The sequence below is a fragment of the Streptomyces sp. GESEQ-4 genome, from assembly GCF_017948455.1.
Lineage (GTDB): Bacteria > Actinomycetota > Actinomycetes > Streptomycetales > Streptomycetaceae > Streptomyces.
Window position 1 is genome coordinate 12,453 of record NZ_JAFFSU010000012.1, and the last position, 13,951, is coordinate 26,403.

Below are 13,951 nucleotides of genomic sequence, written 5' to 3' on the forward strand. Positions count from 1 at the left end.
CGTTGACAAACGTAGAGCCGCCTCCTGGACGTGTCAACACGTGTTGGCCTACGTTTGTTGGCATGACCGACAGCAAGCCCCCCGCCCCCGCCCCGCCCCGCCGCTCCGACGCCACCCGTACCGCGATCCTCGCCGCCGCCCGCGAGCGCTTCGCGACCGACGGATACGAGCGGGCCACCATCCGCGCCATCGCCAAGGACGCGAACATCGATCCGTCGATGGTGATGCGCTACTTCGGCAACAAAGAAGGCCTGTTCGCGGCGGCGGTCTCCGTCGATCTACGGTTGCCGGAGTTCGCCGCTCTGCCCCGGCAGATCATCGGCGAGTCCCTCGTGACGCACTTCCTCACGATGTGGGAGGAGAACGAGGAACTCACTGCCCTGCTGCGGGTCGGCGCCACCAATCAGGCGGGCGCCGAGCGGATGCAGGGCATCTTCCGGGACCAGGTCATGCCCGTCGCCCGCTACGCCTGTCCCGACCCCGAGCAGATCCCGGCACGGGCCGGGCTGGTGGCGACGCAGATGCTCGGGCTGGCGCTGACCCGCTACGTCCTGAAGTTCCCCCCGACCGTGGCGCTCAGCCGGCAGGAGATCGTGGCGTGGCTGGGGCCGACGGTGCAGAGGTATCTGACGGCCCCGAGTCCATGACCCCCCGGGAACGCGAAAAGGCGCCGACCTCGCCCACGTACGGCTGCGCGTACGTGCGGCGGGGTCGACGCCCTCGAAAGAGCCTCGGGGAGCCCGGTCAGGCCTTGGAGCCGGCCTCGGCCTTGGACTTGGGCCGGGTCTTGATGTTGCGGGTCGTCACCCGGTGCGCCTCGTGCGACTTGTCCAGGACCATCACCAGGCCGGCGATGACCACGAAGAGGGCGAGGGGGGCCACGACGAACAGGCCCAGCGTCTCGATGACGCTCAGGCCCGGGCCGGGGTCGTCGCCGTCGTCGCGGGTGAGCGCGAGCGCGGGGGACGACATGAGCAGCATCATCAGCGTCGTACCGGCAGCCAGGGCGCCGGCGCGCAGGGCGTTCTTCTTGTCCACGGAGCCAAAGTATCCAACGCCGGGCGGGGACGCGCGTCCGGGGTGCCGTAAGAGGCGAACCCCGCACCCACCCACCCTCACGCCAGCCGCCCCCCGGACGCCCGCACCACCTCCACCAGCGCATGCAGCCGCGCCGACCCCGCCAGCTCCTCCAGTGTCATCGGCCTGCCCTCCGCGTCCGCCACCGGAAGCCGCCAGTTCGGGTACTGGTCCCACGTACCCGGCAGGTTCTGCGGGCGGCGGTCGCCGACCCCGTCCGGCAGCCAGATGCCGATCATGCGGGCCGGGGTGCGGAGCAGATAGCGGTGGACGGCCTGGACCTCGGCCTCTTCGGCGGACGCGCCGAGGCCTCCGCTGGTCCCCTGCAGGAGACCCAGCTGGGCGAGCAGTGTCAGCCACTCCCCCGTGTCGGCGGCGGCCTCCGCCCGCTCCTCGTCGACGGGGCACGTCAACAGGCCGAGGCGGTCGCGGAGTTCGACGTGGTCGCCGGTGAGGCGGGCGGCGGTCGGGGGGAGGTCGTGGGTGGTGGCGGTGGCGAGGCAGTCGGCGCGCCACCGGTCGGGGGGCAGGGGACGGCCGTCGCCCTCCCAGTCCCGTTCGAACCACAGGACCGACGTGCCGAGCACCCCGCGCTCACGCAGCGTCTCGCGGACCCCGGGCTCTACGGTGCCCAGGTCCTCGCCGATCACCACGGCCCCGGCGCGGGACGCCTCAAGGACCAGGATCGCCAGCATGGCCTCGGCGTCGTAACGGACGTAGGTGCCCTCCGTCGGCGGCAGCCCTTCCGGCACCCACCAGAGCCGGAACAAGCCCATGACGTGGTCGATGCGCAGGGCGCCGGCGTAGCGGAACAGGGCCTTCAGGAGCATGCGGAAGGGGGCGTAGCCCGACTCGGCCAGCCGGTCCGGCCGCCAGGGCGGCAGCCCCCAGTCCTGGCCGCGGGCGTTGAAGGCGTCCGGCGGCGCGCCGGCCGACATCCCGGCCGCGAAGTACCGCTGCTGCGCCCAGGCGTCCGCGCCCTCAGGGTGCACGCCGACCGCCAGATCGTGCACGATCCCGACCGGCATGCCCGCCTCCCGCGCGGCGCGCTGCGCGGCGGCGAGCTGGGCGTCGGTGAGCCAGGCGAGCCGGCAGTGGAAGTCGACGCGGTCCATCAACTCGCCCCGGGCGCGGGCGGTTTCCGTCGAGCGGGGGTCACGCAGGCCCGCGGGCCAGCCGCGCCAGTCCGGGCCGTGCACCTCGGCCAGGGCGTACCAGGTGGCGTGGTCCTCCAGGGCCTCGCCCTGCTCGGCGAGGAAGTCGGCGTACGCGGCCTGCCGCCCCGGCCCGAGCGGCACCTCCCGCACCAGCTCCAGCGCCTCCCGCTTCAGCGCCCACACCGCGTCCCGGTCGATCAACTCCCCCTTCTCCAGCACCGATTCCCGCAGTCGCGCCGCCCGCTCCAGCAGCCCCCGCACCCGCTCCCGCCCGTCCACATACGCGAACTCGGGGATGTCCTCGACCCGCAGATGCACCGGGTCGGGGAAGCGCCGGGAGGAGGGCCGGTAGGGGGACGGGTCGGTGGGCGTGCCGGGCACGGCCGCATGCAGCGGGTTGACCTGCACGAATCCGGCGCCGAGCGCCCGCCCGGCCCAGGCAGCCAGCTCGGCGAGGTCACCGAGGTCGCCCATGCCCCAGGAGCGCCGGGAGAGCAGGGAGTAGAGCTGGACGAGGAGGCCGTACGAGCGTCCGGGCGGCGTGGGCAGCCGGGGCGGGGCGACGACCAGGTGGACGCGGGCGGTGCGGCCGTCGGGGGCGGTCGCGGTCAACCGGTGTACTCCGGGCGGGAGTTGCTCGGCGGCGGCGCGGGTCTCGCCCTGCTCGGTCTCGATCCGCAGCCGGGTGCCCGCCGGGAGGCCGGCGAGCGCGGCGGGCACGCTGCCGCTCCAGCACACCACCGTCGGCGGCAGCAGCCGTTCGCTCAGCTCCCGTTCCCGGGCGGCGAGCGCGGCGCGGACGGCCCCGGGACTGCTCGCGTCGACACCGAGCGCGGCCAGCGCCCGGGTGAGCGCGGCGGCCGACGCGGTGACGGTGCGGTCGGGCGACGGGCTGTAGGACGGGGCGACGCCGTGCAGCGCGGCGAGCCGGGAGAGATCCTCGTCGGGGGCCGCGGCCGACCGGGGTGCTGTCATCTACGGCTCCGCGTGGGAAGGGTCCGAAGTGTCCGGTGGACATCTACCCCTCCGGGGACATCCACCACTCCCGGGACATCTACCACTCCGGGGGGCATCTACCACTCCGGGCGGAAGGTGTCCGAGTAGGCGTCGAACTCGCCGGCCGGCGTGTCCGGGTAGGCGTCGGACTCGCTGGTCAGCGGGGCGGCGTCGGCGAGCGGCGGCTCGCTGGTCAGGGGTTCCGCGTCCGGCAGCGGGGGTTCGCTGGTCAGCGGCGCCTCGGCGCAGGCGCCCTCCGCGCTGAAGACGCACAGGTGCAGATCGGATGCGGCGGACGGCTCCGCCTCCTGTTTGGAGAGGGCCGAGAGCAGAAGGTGTGCCGATGCGGCCACGGGGAACTCCTTGTCGAGTACGGCGGGTAAGGCTTCGTACGGGTTACCGCAGCCCTACCCAACGGACGCGAGACCAGACGTCCACGGCCGGACTACGTGCGCCTCATCACACACATCCTGTGCGACCGCAGCACTTCTCCCCGCACTTCTTCCCGCGAATCCCATGGATTCCCGCGAATCCACAGATCACTATTCACTCAGTACATGTAGCGGGTGCATACTGGTTCCCATGAGCACCCGCCACATCCTCCTGGGACTGCTCGCGACGGGACCGAGCCACGGCTACGACCTCAAGCGACGCCACGACGAACGCTTTCCGCAGGCCCGTCCGCTCGCCTACGGGCAGGTCTATACGACCCTCCAGCGCCTGGTCCGCGACGGCCTCGCCGAGGTCGACGGCACCGACTCGGACGGCGGTCCGGAGCGCACGACGTACCGCTCGACGGACGACGGTGCGCGTGAACTCGCCAAGTGGGCGGCCGAGATCACCCCGCCCGCGCCCTTCGTGACGAACGAGATCTTCGCCAAGGTCGTCGTCGCGATCCTGTCCGGCGGCGATCCGGAGACCTACCTGCGCGCCCAACGCGCCGCACACATGGAGCGGATGCGTGAGCTCACGGCGGTCAAGACCGCTCCGGGCGCCGATCTCGCGACCGTGCTCTCGGCCGACTACGCCCTCAACCACCTTGACGCCGACCTCCGTTGGATGACCACGACGGCGGCCCGGCTCACCACCCTGACCGCGGAGGTCGACGCAGCATGAGCAACCCAGTGCCGCTCCTGGCGGCCCATGACCTGGCGAAGGCGCACGGCAGCACGCCGGCCCTGCGCGGCGCCTCGGTCGCGTTGCACGCCGGCGAGATCCTCGCCGTGACCGGCGCCAGCGGCAGCGGGAAGTCGACGCTGCTGCACTGTCTGGCGGGGCTGGTCCGCCCGGACGAGGGCGTGGTGACGTACGACGGACAGCGGCTGGACACGCTCTCCGAGAAGCGGCTGAGCGAGCTGCGCCGTACCGACTTCGGCGTGGTCTTCCAGTTCGGGCAGCTCATCCCGGAGCTGACCGCGCTCGACAATGTCGCCCTGCCGCTGATGCTGGCCGGGACCGCCCGCAAGGACGCCCAGGAGCGGGCCGGCGAGTGGCTGGAGCGGTTCGGGGTGCGGGGGCAGGAGGGGCTTCGGCCCGGCGAGATGAGCGGTGGGCAGGCACAGCGGGCGGCGCTCGCCCGGGCCCTGGTCACCGGCCCGAAGGTGGTCTTCGCGGACGAGCCGACCGGCGCGCTGGACTCCCTCGCGAGCGAGCAGGTGATGACGGCCCTGACCCACACGGCCCGCGAGTCGGACACGGCCGTCCTGCTGATCACCCACGACGCCCAGACAGCGGCGTACGCGGACCGCGAGGTACGGCTGAGCGACGGCACCATGAGCCCGCTGGAGGTGACGGCATGACGGCCTACCTGCGGACCATCCGCCGAGTACGCCCGAGCGGCGTGACTGCGACCGCACTGGAGGTGACCGCATGAACGCCGATCTGCGGCTGGCCTGGCTGCTGACCCGAGGCTCGAACCGGCGGGAGTGGTGGCGGGCGGGGCTGACGGCGGTGGGGGCGGGGCTGGCCACCGGGTTCGGGCTGGCGGCCGTGGCGATAGCGTCCATCGAGGGGCAGTACGTCGTGTCGTTCGGCAACGGGCTGCTGAATCAGCCCGGCGAGCGGACGGGCGTGGTCTTCGCGCTGGTGCTCCTGCTGATCCCCGTACTCGGGTTCCTCGGGCAGTGCGCCCGGGTCGGTGCCGTGCACCGCGACCGGCGGCTGGCGGCGCTGCGGCTCGCGGGGGCCGCGCCGGGACAGGTGCGGCGGATCGCCGCGCTGGAGGCCGGGCTGGCCTGTCTGGTGGGGTCGGTGATCGCCGTACTCGCCTCCGTTGCGTTCGTCCTCGGGGAGTGGAAGGAGCCGCCGGGCACCGTCTGGGCCGCATTCGTGCTGGTCGCCGTCGCCGTGCCGGTGCTCGGTGCGCTGGTGAGCGCGCTGGCGCTGCGCCGGGTGATCACCTCGCCGCTGGGGTGGGTGCGCCGGGTGCGGACCACGCCACGGCCGGGGCTCGTGCTGGCGGTGATCGTGCCGACGTTCGCCGTCCTGGTGCTGCTGACGGCCCTCACGCCGTACCGGGACAATCCCCTCATCGGGTTCGCGATGGTCCCGCTGACGGTGGTCGCCGCGGTGGTGCTGGTCGGGGTGGTCTCGGTGTGGCTCTCGGGGTTCACGGCCCGGCTGACCGGCCGGTACCTCGCCGCCCGGACGGAAAGCCCGGCCGTGCTGATCGCGGCGGAGCGGCTGCGCGACGACCCGTGGGCGGCGGCCCGTACGCATGCGGCGGTGCTCCTGGTGACGGTCGTGGGCACGGGCTTCGTAGGCGTCCGGCAGGGGCTGCTCGCCCATCTGCATGGCATGGAGTACCCGGCCGAGAACATGTCCTTCTACGAGACGGGCCTGAACCTCACGGCCGCCGCGATCCTCGTCGCCCTCGCGATCACGCTGTGCGCGCTGGCCGTCGGCACCGCCGAGTCACTGGCCACCCGGCGCCGGGGACTGGCCGCGCAGACCGCCGCCGGGGTGCCGCGGGCGGTGCTCGGCCGGGCGCTGCTCCTGGAGACGGCGCTGCCGCTCGCGCCCGCGCTGCTCCTGGCGGGGCTCGGCGGCCTGGCGATCGGTGTCGGATACGGCGGGATCGTCGGCGACGTGCTCGCCCCGTCCTCGGTCGCGGCCCTGCTGGTCCCGCTCGCGGTGTACGCGACGTGCCTGCTGGCGGCGGCCACCTCGCTGCCCCTGCTGCGCCGCTCGGCGCACCCCGGGGAGCTGCGCTACACGTGAGGCTTCCGGTCCTGGGGGCGCGGGGGACCCTCGGGACCGGCGGAAGGCGTGCCGCATGCCCGGCCGTGCGAAAGCGGCCGGGGCAATGCGAAAGCCCGGATCGTCAGGCGGAAATAGCGCCGTCGATCCGGGCCAGGGCGTCGTCCGCGCCGAACGGCTGCAAGTACGGCAGCCAGCGCGGATCCCTATGGCCCGTCCCGATGATGCGCCAGGCCAGGCCGGAGGGCGGAGCGGGTTTGTGGCGCAGCCGCCAGCCGATCTCGAAGAGATGCCGGTCGGCCTTCACATGGTTGCAGCGGCGGCAGGACGCCACCACGTTGTCCCAGACGTGCTTGCCCCCGCGGCTGCGCGGGATGACGTGGTCGACGCTGGTTGCGACGCCACCGCAGTACATGCACCGGCCCCCGTCGCGCGCGAAGAGCGCCCGCCGGGTCAGAGGAACGGGCCCCCGATAGGGAACCCGGACGAATCGCTTGAGCCGGACCACGCTTGGTGCGGGGACTGTGACAGTTGCGCTGTGCATAAAGGCGCCGGACTCCTCGAGGCATACGGCCTTGTTTTCGAGGACGAGGACGAGCGCGCGGCGGAGCGGTACGACGCCGAGCGGCTCGTACGACGCGTTCAGGACCAGGACATGCGGCACGGATGCCTCCTTGTGCGTCGGCGGCGCGTGGCTCGCGCCGGGACGATCTGTAGTCAGTCTCCCCTCATGCCTGGTGGAAGCGCCACCATGTCCCGGTAACGGGCTGGGAGTGTTTTCGACCACATCTTGAATCATCCCCAGGATCACGGGCGGTTCATCCCACCAGTTCATCCCCGGCGGAGCACCTCTCCTCCCTCGAACACCGCAACGATCCACACACAATGCCCCGATAGTGTGGTGAGCCTGCCCGTCCGGTGACCTTCTTGTGATCTTTACTGCCTGCCGGCGGGCGGACCGCTGCACCTGGAGGTACCTGCCGTGTCCCTGTCCGCCGTCCTCTTGGCCGCCGGTTCGTCGCCCTCGCCGTCGCCGTCTCCCTCACAGACGACGCCCCCGGCGGTCCCCTCGCTCCAGGACGCGCAGGAGAGCGCGACCAATGCCGCGGGCTGGGTCGAGCAGAACTGGTCCACCTGGCTCGCGATCGGCCTCAGAGTCCTGCTGATCCTGGTGATCGCGGCGGTGCTGAGAGTGGCGGTGCGCCGGGCGATCACCAAGCTGATCGAGCGCATGAACCGCACCGCCCAGGCGGTCGACGGCACGGCGCTGGGCGGTCTGCTGGTCAATGTGGAGCGCCGCCGCCAGCGCTCCCATGCGATCGGCTCGGTGCTCCGCTCGGTGGCCAGTTTCCTGATCATGGGCACCGCGGGCCTGATGGTCCTCGCCACCTTCGAGATCAACCTCGCCCCGCTGCTGGCCTCCGCCGGTGTCGCGGGCGTCGCGATCGGTTTCGGCGCCCGCAACCTCGTCACGGACTTCCTCTCCGGCGTCTTCATGATCCTCGAGGACCAGTACGGCGTCGGCGACACCGTCGACGCGGGCGTCGCCTCCGGCGAGGTCATCGAGGTCGGCCTGCGCGTCACCAAGCTGCGCGGCGACAACGGCGAGATCTGGTACGTCCGCAACGGCGAGGTCAAGCGCATCGGCAACCTGTCCCAGGGCTGGGCCACGGCCGGCGTCGACGTCACCGTCCACCCGTCGGAGGACCTGGACCGGGTCAAGGCGGTCCTCACCCGGGTCGGCGAGGAGATGAGCAAGGAAGACCCCTGGAACGAGATGCTCTGGGGCCCGGTCGAGATCCTGGGCCTGGACAGCGTCCTGCTGGACTCGATGGTCGTCCGCGTCTCCGCCAAGACCATGCCCGGCAAGTCCCTCACCGTCGAACGCGAACTCCGCTGGCGCATCAAGCGCGCCTTCGACGCCGAGGACATCCGCATCGTCGGCGGCCTCCCGGTCCAGCCGGACGGCGAGTCGCCCGCCGACCCGACCGCGGGCATGGCGGCCCCGTCGGTCTACTCGAACACGTCGTCCCCGCAGGCTTCGGCGGCCACACCGCTCACTCCGCCGAGCGCGACGAAGTAGGCGTCGCGCGACTACTCCGGTGCCGCGGCCGACTGGGTCCGCGGGTTGGACACGAGTTCCCACAGGTGTCCGTCGGGGTCGGTGAAGTAGCCCATGTAGGAACCGTCATAGGTGCCCGCGCTCTTGGGGACCGACCCGCCCGCCGCCGTGGCTCGGGCGAGGATGTCGTCGACCTCCGCCCTGCTGCCGATGGCGCAGGAGATGACGCAGGCGCCCGCCACGGCGGCGTCGGGAGTGGCGACGCCGGCACGGTCGGTGTAGGTCGCGTACTCCTCGCGCTCGATCAGGAAGAGCGACAGGTTCGGCAGCTCGAAGAGGACGGCGCCTTCGTCTTCGGCCGCCGCGGTCAGACCCAGTCCGTCCCGGTAGAAGCGCAGGGCCCGGTCCAGGTCGGCGACCGGAAGCGAGAGGACGACGGTTTTCGGCTTCATGGTTTCTCCTGACTCGGTCGGAGTTCGCTGTGGATCATCACGCGGCCGGGGTTCGCTGTGGATCATCGGGATTCGCTATGGACTAGTCGCTGCTGGAGCCGGAGCCCGTTTTCCCGCTCCCGCTGCTGATGCGCCCCACGAAGCGCACCACCTCGCCCACCCCCAGCGTCACAGCGGCCACCGCGCGCACCCAGCGCGGGCCGCCCCGCTGCGCCCAGACGACGCAGACGCACGCGCCGACGATGAGCACGAGGACGACGGACAAGACGAGTACGGCCATGCGCCGCCCCTCCTTCTGTTGGGGTCGCGTTCTGTTGTGATCACGCCATCCTGGCAGCAGCGGTTGCACCGACCTCTCTTGACGCCCCCTTCGCGCCGGGCTTACCTTCCTGAACACCGCGATAGGAAACTTTCCTAACAGTGACCGGGCGAGGCTCCGCCGAGCGCCCTCGATGGACTTCCCTCCCCCGGCACTGAAAAGCTGGGCGGCTGAAAGGCAGGTGTCGACTCACATGGCAGGAACCGCCGGTACGCCGGGCACCCCGCGCGTCCTGCGCGCCATGAACGACCGTGCCGCGCTGGACCTCCTCCTGGTGCACGGCCCCCTGTCCCGTACGAAGATCGGCAAGCTCACCGGCCTCTCCAAGCCGACCGCCTCCCAGCTCCTGGCCCGCCTGGAGGCCGCCGGGCTCGTCCTCGTCACCGGCACCAGCGAGGGCCGCCCGGGCCCGGGCGCCCAGCTGTACGCGGTCAACCCGACCGCCGCGTACGCCGCGGGGCTCGACGTCACCCCCGAACGCATCCACGCCGCCGTCGCCGACATCACCGGCCGCACGGTCGGCGAGTACGAGCTTGCGACCCCCGGCAGGCGACCCAAGGGGCCCGTCGTCCAACAGGTCACCGACGCCCTCGACGGCGCCGTCAAGGCGGCCGGGCTCGCCCGCGCCGACCTCCACCGGCTCGTCATCGGCACCCCCGGCGCCTTCGACCCCGGCACCGGCCGACTCCGCTACGCCTCCCACCTCCCGGGCTGGCACTCCCCCACGCTCCTCGACGAACTCGCCGCCGCGCTACCGATGCCGGTCGAGTACGAGAACGACGTCAACCTCGTCGCCGTCGCCGAGCAGCGGCTGGGGGCGGCCCGGGGGCACGAGGACTTCGTGCTGCTGTGGAACGAAGGGGGTTTGGGTGCCGCCCTGGTCCTCGGCGGCCGGCTGCACCGCGGCTGGACCGGCGGTGCGGGAGAGGTAGGTTTCCTGCCGGTCCCCGGCGCACCGCTCGTGCGGCAGGTGACCAAAGCCAACAGTGGCGGCTACCAGGAGCTGGCCGGTTCGCAGGCCATCCCCCACCTCGCGCGTGAGATCGGCATCTCCGACATCCCCTCGGGGTCACACGCAGAAGTCGCCGCCGCTCTCGTCGCGCGGGCCGCCGCGGAGGACACGGTCCTCAACCGGCTGCTCCTCGAGACCTACGCGACCCGGCTCGCCACGGGTCTCGCCTCCCTCGTCTCCGTCCTCGACCCCGAACTCGTCGTCCTCAGCGGCTCCTCACTCGCCTCCGGCGGCGAGGTGCTGCGCGCCCTCGTCCAGGCCGAGCTGGAGGAGCTGGCCGCGGCCCGACCCCGGCTCGTCGTGGGCGGCGTCCATCAACACCCCGTGCTGCGCGGCGCGTTGGAGAGCGCGCTGGCAGCAACCCGCGACGAGGTCTTCGACACCTCCCGCTGACCCGGTAGTCACACACCTTCTTCCCTCGCCACAGCTTCTTCCCTCGCCACATCTCCTTTCCTCGCGCCACACCTTCCTTCCCGCCCCGCCCCGCCCCAGGGAGTCCTTGTCATGCCCGGAATATCCCGGAAAGCCGCGATCGCGCTCGCCGCCTCCGCCTCCATCGCCCTCCTCGCCACCGCCTGCACCGGCCAGTCGAGCTCCGGTGCCGAGGACGACGCCTCCAAGGAGACGACCCTCAACTTCTGGCACGCCTGGAGCGCACCCGCCGAGGTGAAGGCCGTCAAGTCGCTGATCGTCGGCTTCGAGAAGGCGCACCCCAACATCCACGTCAACGTCGTCGGCAACATGACCGACGACAAGATCAACCAGGCTTTGCGGGCCGGTGGCGGCAAGGCCCCCGACGTCATCTCGTCCTTCACGACGAACAACGTCGGCAAGTTCTGCTCGTCCGACGCCCTGGTCGACCTCAACCCGTTCTTCGAGAAGTCGAAGATCGACCCGGAGAAGACCTTCCCGAAGGCGATGAACGAGTACACGCAGTTCGAGGGCAACCGATGCACCGTGCCGCTGCTGGGTGACGCGTACGGGCTCTACTACAACAAGACGGCCTTCGACAAGGCCGGCATCAAGAGCCCGCCCAAGACCTGGTCCGAATTCGAGACGGTCGCCAAGAAACTGACGATCACTCAAGGGAACACGTACAAACAACTCGGCTTCATGCCGAACTACCACGGCTGGGAGTCGACGACCGAGCACTACCTCGGCCAGTTCTCCCCCACCTACTTCGATGCGGACGGCAAGTCCAACCTCGCCAAGGACCCCGCTTTCGAGGCCGGTTTCACCCTCCAGAAGAAGCTCGTCGACGCACTCGGCGGATACAAGAAACTGGAGACCTATCGCGCCACGCTCGGCGACGAATGGGGTCCCAAACACCCCTTCCACACCGGTCAGGTCGCCATGCAGCTCGACGGCGAATGGCGCCTCGGCATGGCCCTGGACGCGAAGACGGACTTCGAGATCGGCGTCGCCCCGCTGCCCGTGCCCGACGACCAGGCCGATGAGTACGGCAAGGGCTACATCACCGGGACGATCGCCGGAATCGCCGCGACCAGCGAGAAGCAGAACGCGGCCTGGGAACTGGTGAAGTACATGACCACGGACACGGACGCGGTGGTCGGCTTCTCCAACGCGATCCACAATGTGCCGTCCACGCTGGAAGCCCTGAAGTCGCCGAAGCTGAAGTACGACCCGCGTTTCAAGACGTTCCTGGAGATCGCGGCGAACCCGAATTCCACGACGTCTCCCGCGTCCGTCAACGGCGGTGTGTATCTGGCCACGATCCAGGAGTTCGGATACGACTACGAGAGCGGCAAGGAGACCGATCTCAAGGCGGGCCTCGCCAAGGCGGCGAAGCAGATCGACACGGACATCGCGCAGGCGCGGTAATGGCCACGATCACCCTCGCGTCGAAGCGCCGCCGATCGGCACTGCGTACGGCCGCCTTCATGTCGCCCTGGCTGATCGGCTTCGCGGTCTTCTTCGCGTATCCGCTGATCTCGACCGTCTATTTCTCGTTCATGCACTACGACGGCTTCAAACCGGCGACGTGGAGCGGAACGCAGAACTGGACCTACGTCTTCGAGCACTACACCTTCTTCTGGCCCGCCCTGCGCAACACCCTGTGGCTGGTCGTGATCATGGTGAGCCTGCGGGTCGTGTTCGGGCTCGGCGTGGGCCTGCTGATCACCAAGATCAAGACGGGCACGGGCGTCTTCCGCACGCTCTTCTATCTGCCGTACCTCGCCCCGCCCGTCGCCGCGACCATGGCCTTCGCGTTCCTGCTCAACCCCGGCACGGGTCCGGTCAACTCGATCCTCGAGAAGGTGGGCCTGCCGGCCCCGGGCTGGTTCAACGACCCCATCTGGTCCAAGCCCGCCCTCACCCTGCTCGCCCTCTGGGGCATCGGCGACCTCATGGTCATCTTCATGGCGGCGCTGCTCGACGTGCCCCGGGAGCAGTACGAGGCGGCCGAGCTGGACGGGGCGTCGGCGTGGCAGCGGTTCCGCTATGTAACCCTTCCCAACATCTCGCCGATCGTGATGTTTGCGGTGGTCACCGGCGTGATCCAGGCCATGCAGTACTACACACAGCCATTGGTCGCGGGGAAAGTCGCGTCGGGCGTGATCCAGGGCGCGGGCACGCAGTTCGAGCCCGGCTACCCGGACAAATCCACCCTCACGCTCCCCCAGCTCGTCTACAACCTCGGCTTCCAGCGCTTCGACTACGGCTCCGCCTGTGTCGTCGCCCTCGTCCTCTTCGCCCTGTCGATGATGTTCACCGCGTTCCTGATGCGGCGCCGGGGCGGTCTCATCCAGGCAGGTGACTGATGACGCAAGTACTCGACAAGCCGGTGGAGTTGAGGGCTCCGGACTCCCCCGCCGAGCGCACGGCCCGTCGCAAGGCGGTCCTGGAGTGGATCGCGGTCCACGCGCTGGGCGTCGCCGCCGCTCTGTTCTTCGTACTCCCCTTCGTGTTCGTCTTCCTGACCTCGCTGATGAGCGACAGCCAGGCCCTCAGCCGTGACCTGATCCCGGACACCTGGGAGTGGGGCAACTACCAGAAGGTCTTCGACACACCCGGCTTCCTGACCTGGTGGCGGAACACGCTGCTCTATGCCGGACTGGGAACAATCCTTACAGTCGTGTCGTCGATTCCGGTGGCGTACGCGCTGGCCAAGTTCCGCTTCCGGGGCCGCAATCTGTCCCTGATGCTGGTGATCTCGATGATGATGCTGCCACCGCAGGTGGTCGTCATCCCGATGTACCTCTTCTGGGCGAAGCAGCTGGACCTGTCCGGCACGCTCTGGCCGCTGATCATCCCGATGGCCTTCGGGGACGCGTTCTCGATCTTCCTGCTCCGCCAGTTCCTGATGACGGTCCCGAACGAGTACCTGGACGCGGCGAAGGTCGACGGCTGCGGAGAGCTGCGCACCCTGCTGAAGGTCGTCGTTCCGATGGCGAAGCCCGGCATCGCCGCCGTGGCGCTGTTCCAGTTCTTCTACGCCTGGAACGACTACTTCGGCCCGCAGATCTACGCCTCGGAGAACCAGAGCGCCTGGACGCTGAGTTACGGCCTGGAGTCCTTCAAGGGCATGCACCACACCGACTGGAACCTGACCATGGCCGCGACCGTTCTCGTCATGGCCCCCGTGATCCTCGTGTTCTTCTTCGCGCAAAAGGCGTTCGTCGAGGGCGTCACTCTCACCGGAGTAAAGGGTTGATC

15 protein-coding genes are annotated in these 13,951 nt (G+C 70.3%); 9 read left to right on the forward strand and 6 right to left on the reverse strand.

Annotated features, from left to right (window positions below):
• The first annotated feature begins 62 nt into the window (after positions 1-62).
• The gene (locus KCH48_RS23010; protein ID WP_210576590.1) at positions 63-647 is read left to right on the forward strand and encodes a TetR family transcriptional regulator; all 585 of its coding nucleotides are present in this window, start codon (positions 63-65) and stop codon (positions 645-647) included.
• A gap of 97 nt (positions 648-744) precedes the next feature.
• On the opposite strand, the gene KCH48_RS23015 is transcribed toward KCH48_RS23010, so the two are convergent.
• The 3 genes from KCH48_RS23015 to KCH48_RS23025 all read right to left on the reverse strand — a co-directional run bounded on the left by KCH48_RS23015 (position 745) and on the right by KCH48_RS23025 (position 3,583).
• A complete protein-coding gene (locus KCH48_RS23015; RefSeq protein WP_210576591.1) occupies positions 745-1,038 on the reverse strand; it encodes a hypothetical protein in 294 nt (97 codons plus the stop codon).
• Positions 1,039-1,115: 77 nt separating this feature from the next.
• A complete protein-coding gene (gene malQ / locus KCH48_RS23020; protein WP_210576592.1) occupies positions 1,116-3,209 on the reverse strand; it encodes a 4-alpha-glucanotransferase in 2,094 nt (697 codons plus the stop codon).
• A gap of 98 nt (positions 3,210-3,307) precedes the next feature.
• On the reverse strand, positions 3,308-3,583 hold the full coding sequence (locus tag KCH48_RS23025) for a hypothetical protein (protein WP_210576593.1): 276 nt from the start codon (positions 3,581-3,583) through the stop codon (positions 3,308-3,310).
• Positions 3,584-3,812: 229 nt separating this feature from the next.
• Here KCH48_RS23025 and KCH48_RS23030 point away from each other — a divergent pair, with 229 nt between their 5' ends.
• The 3 genes from KCH48_RS23030 (at position 3,813) to KCH48_RS23040 (ending at position 6,449) form a co-directional block, all read left to right on the forward strand.
• Positions 3,813-4,346, forward strand: a complete 534-nt coding sequence (locus KCH48_RS23030; protein WP_210576594.1) for a PadR family transcriptional regulator — start codon at positions 3,813-3,815, stop codon at positions 4,344-4,346.
• Positions 4,343-5,029, forward strand: coding sequence for an ABC transporter ATP-binding protein (locus KCH48_RS23035; RefSeq protein WP_210576595.1), 687 nt, complete (start codon positions 4,343-4,345; stop codon positions 5,027-5,029). The genes KCH48_RS23030 and KCH48_RS23035 overlap by 4 nt, the downstream gene beginning before the upstream one ends.
• Positions 5,030-5,099: 70 nt before the next feature.
• A complete protein-coding gene (locus KCH48_RS23040; protein ID WP_210576596.1) occupies positions 5,100-6,449 on the forward strand; it encodes an FtsX-like permease family protein in 1,350 nt (449 codons plus the stop codon).
• Positions 6,450-6,552: 103 nt separating this feature from the next.
• On the opposite strand, the gene KCH48_RS23045 is transcribed toward KCH48_RS23040, so the two are convergent.
• Positions 6,553-7,092, reverse strand: coding sequence for an HNH endonuclease (locus tag KCH48_RS23045; protein ID WP_210576597.1), 540 nt, complete (start codon positions 7,090-7,092; stop codon positions 6,553-6,555).
• A gap of 318 nt (positions 7,093-7,410) precedes the next feature.
• On the opposite strand from KCH48_RS23045, the gene KCH48_RS23050 reads away from it, so the two are divergent.
• Entirely contained in the window at positions 7,411-8,511 is a 1,101-nt protein-coding gene (locus KCH48_RS23050) for a mechanosensitive ion channel family protein (RefSeq protein WP_210576598.1), read from the forward strand.
• Positions 8,512-8,522: 11 nt separating this feature from the next.
• On the opposite strand, the gene KCH48_RS23055 is transcribed toward KCH48_RS23050, so the two are convergent.
• A complete protein-coding gene (locus tag KCH48_RS23055) occupies positions 8,523-8,942 on the reverse strand; it encodes a VOC family protein (protein ID WP_210576599.1) in 420 nt (139 codons plus the stop codon).
• 82 nt (positions 8,943-9,024) lie between these two features.
• Positions 9,025-9,222, reverse strand: a complete 198-nt coding sequence (locus KCH48_RS23060; RefSeq protein ID WP_210576600.1) for a hypothetical protein — start codon at positions 9,220-9,222, stop codon at positions 9,025-9,027.
• A 232-nt stretch (positions 9,223-9,454) separates the two neighbouring features.
• Between KCH48_RS23060 and KCH48_RS23065 the strand changes: the two genes are divergently transcribed.
• From KCH48_RS23065 to KCH48_RS23080, 4 genes are all read left to right on the forward strand, one after another.
• A complete protein-coding gene (locus KCH48_RS23065; protein WP_210576601.1) occupies positions 9,455-10,666 on the forward strand; it encodes an ROK family transcriptional regulator in 1,212 nt (403 codons plus the stop codon).
• A gap of 111 nt (positions 10,667-10,777) precedes the next feature.
• Positions 10,778-12,115, forward strand: coding sequence for an ABC transporter substrate-binding protein (locus KCH48_RS23070; RefSeq protein ID WP_210576602.1), 1,338 nt, complete (start codon positions 10,778-10,780; stop codon positions 12,113-12,115).
• On the forward strand, positions 12,115-13,056 hold the full coding sequence (locus KCH48_RS23075) for a carbohydrate ABC transporter permease (RefSeq protein WP_210576603.1): 942 nt from the start codon (positions 12,115-12,117) through the stop codon (positions 13,054-13,056). Before KCH48_RS23070 ends, KCH48_RS23075 begins: the two co-directional genes overlap by 1 nt.
• Entirely contained in the window at positions 13,056-13,949 is an 894-nt protein-coding gene (locus tag KCH48_RS23080) for a carbohydrate ABC transporter permease (protein ID WP_210576604.1), read from the forward strand. The genes KCH48_RS23075 and KCH48_RS23080 overlap by 1 nt, the downstream gene beginning before the upstream one ends.
• The last annotated feature ends 2 nt before the right edge of the window (positions 13,950-13,951 follow it).

Bases quoted from the DNA above. Each gene is read 5' to 3' on its own strand.
- KCH48_RS23040 (WP_210576596.1), top strand. From the start codon at position 5,100: ATGAACGCCGATCTGCGGCTGGCCTGGCTGCTGACCCGAGGCTCGAAC.
- malQ (WP_210576592.1), bottom strand. From the start codon at position 3,209: ATGACAGCACCCCGGTCGGCCGCGGCCCCCGACGAGGATCTCTCCCGG.
- KCH48_RS23055 (WP_210576599.1), bottom strand. From the start codon at position 8,942: ATGAAGCCGAAAACCGTCGTCCTCTCGCTTCCGGTCGCCGACCTGGAC.
- KCH48_RS23010 (WP_210576590.1), top strand. From the start codon at position 63: ATGACCGACAGCAAGCCCCCCGCCCCCGCCCCGCCCCGCCGCTCCGAC.
- KCH48_RS23030 (WP_210576594.1), top strand. From the start codon at position 3,813: ATGAGCACCCGCCACATCCTCCTGGGACTGCTCGCGACGGGACCGAGC.
- KCH48_RS23065 (WP_210576601.1), top strand. From the start codon at position 9,455: ATGGCAGGAACCGCCGGTACGCCGGGCACCCCGCGCGTCCTGCGCGCC.
- KCH48_RS23070 (WP_210576602.1), top strand. From the start codon at position 10,778: ATGCCCGGAATATCCCGGAAAGCCGCGATCGCGCTCGCCGCCTCCGCC.
- KCH48_RS23075 (WP_210576603.1), top strand. From the start codon at position 12,115: ATGGCCACGATCACCCTCGCGTCGAAGCGCCGCCGATCGGCACTGCGT.
- KCH48_RS23080 (WP_210576604.1), top strand. From the start codon at position 13,056: ATGACGCAAGTACTCGACAAGCCGGTGGAGTTGAGGGCTCCGGACTCC.
- KCH48_RS23060 (WP_210576600.1), bottom strand. From the start codon at position 9,222: ATGGCCGTACTCGTCTTGTCCGTCGTCCTCGTGCTCATCGTCGGCGCG.
- KCH48_RS23035 (WP_210576595.1), top strand. From the start codon at position 4,343: ATGAGCAACCCAGTGCCGCTCCTGGCGGCCCATGACCTGGCGAAGGCG.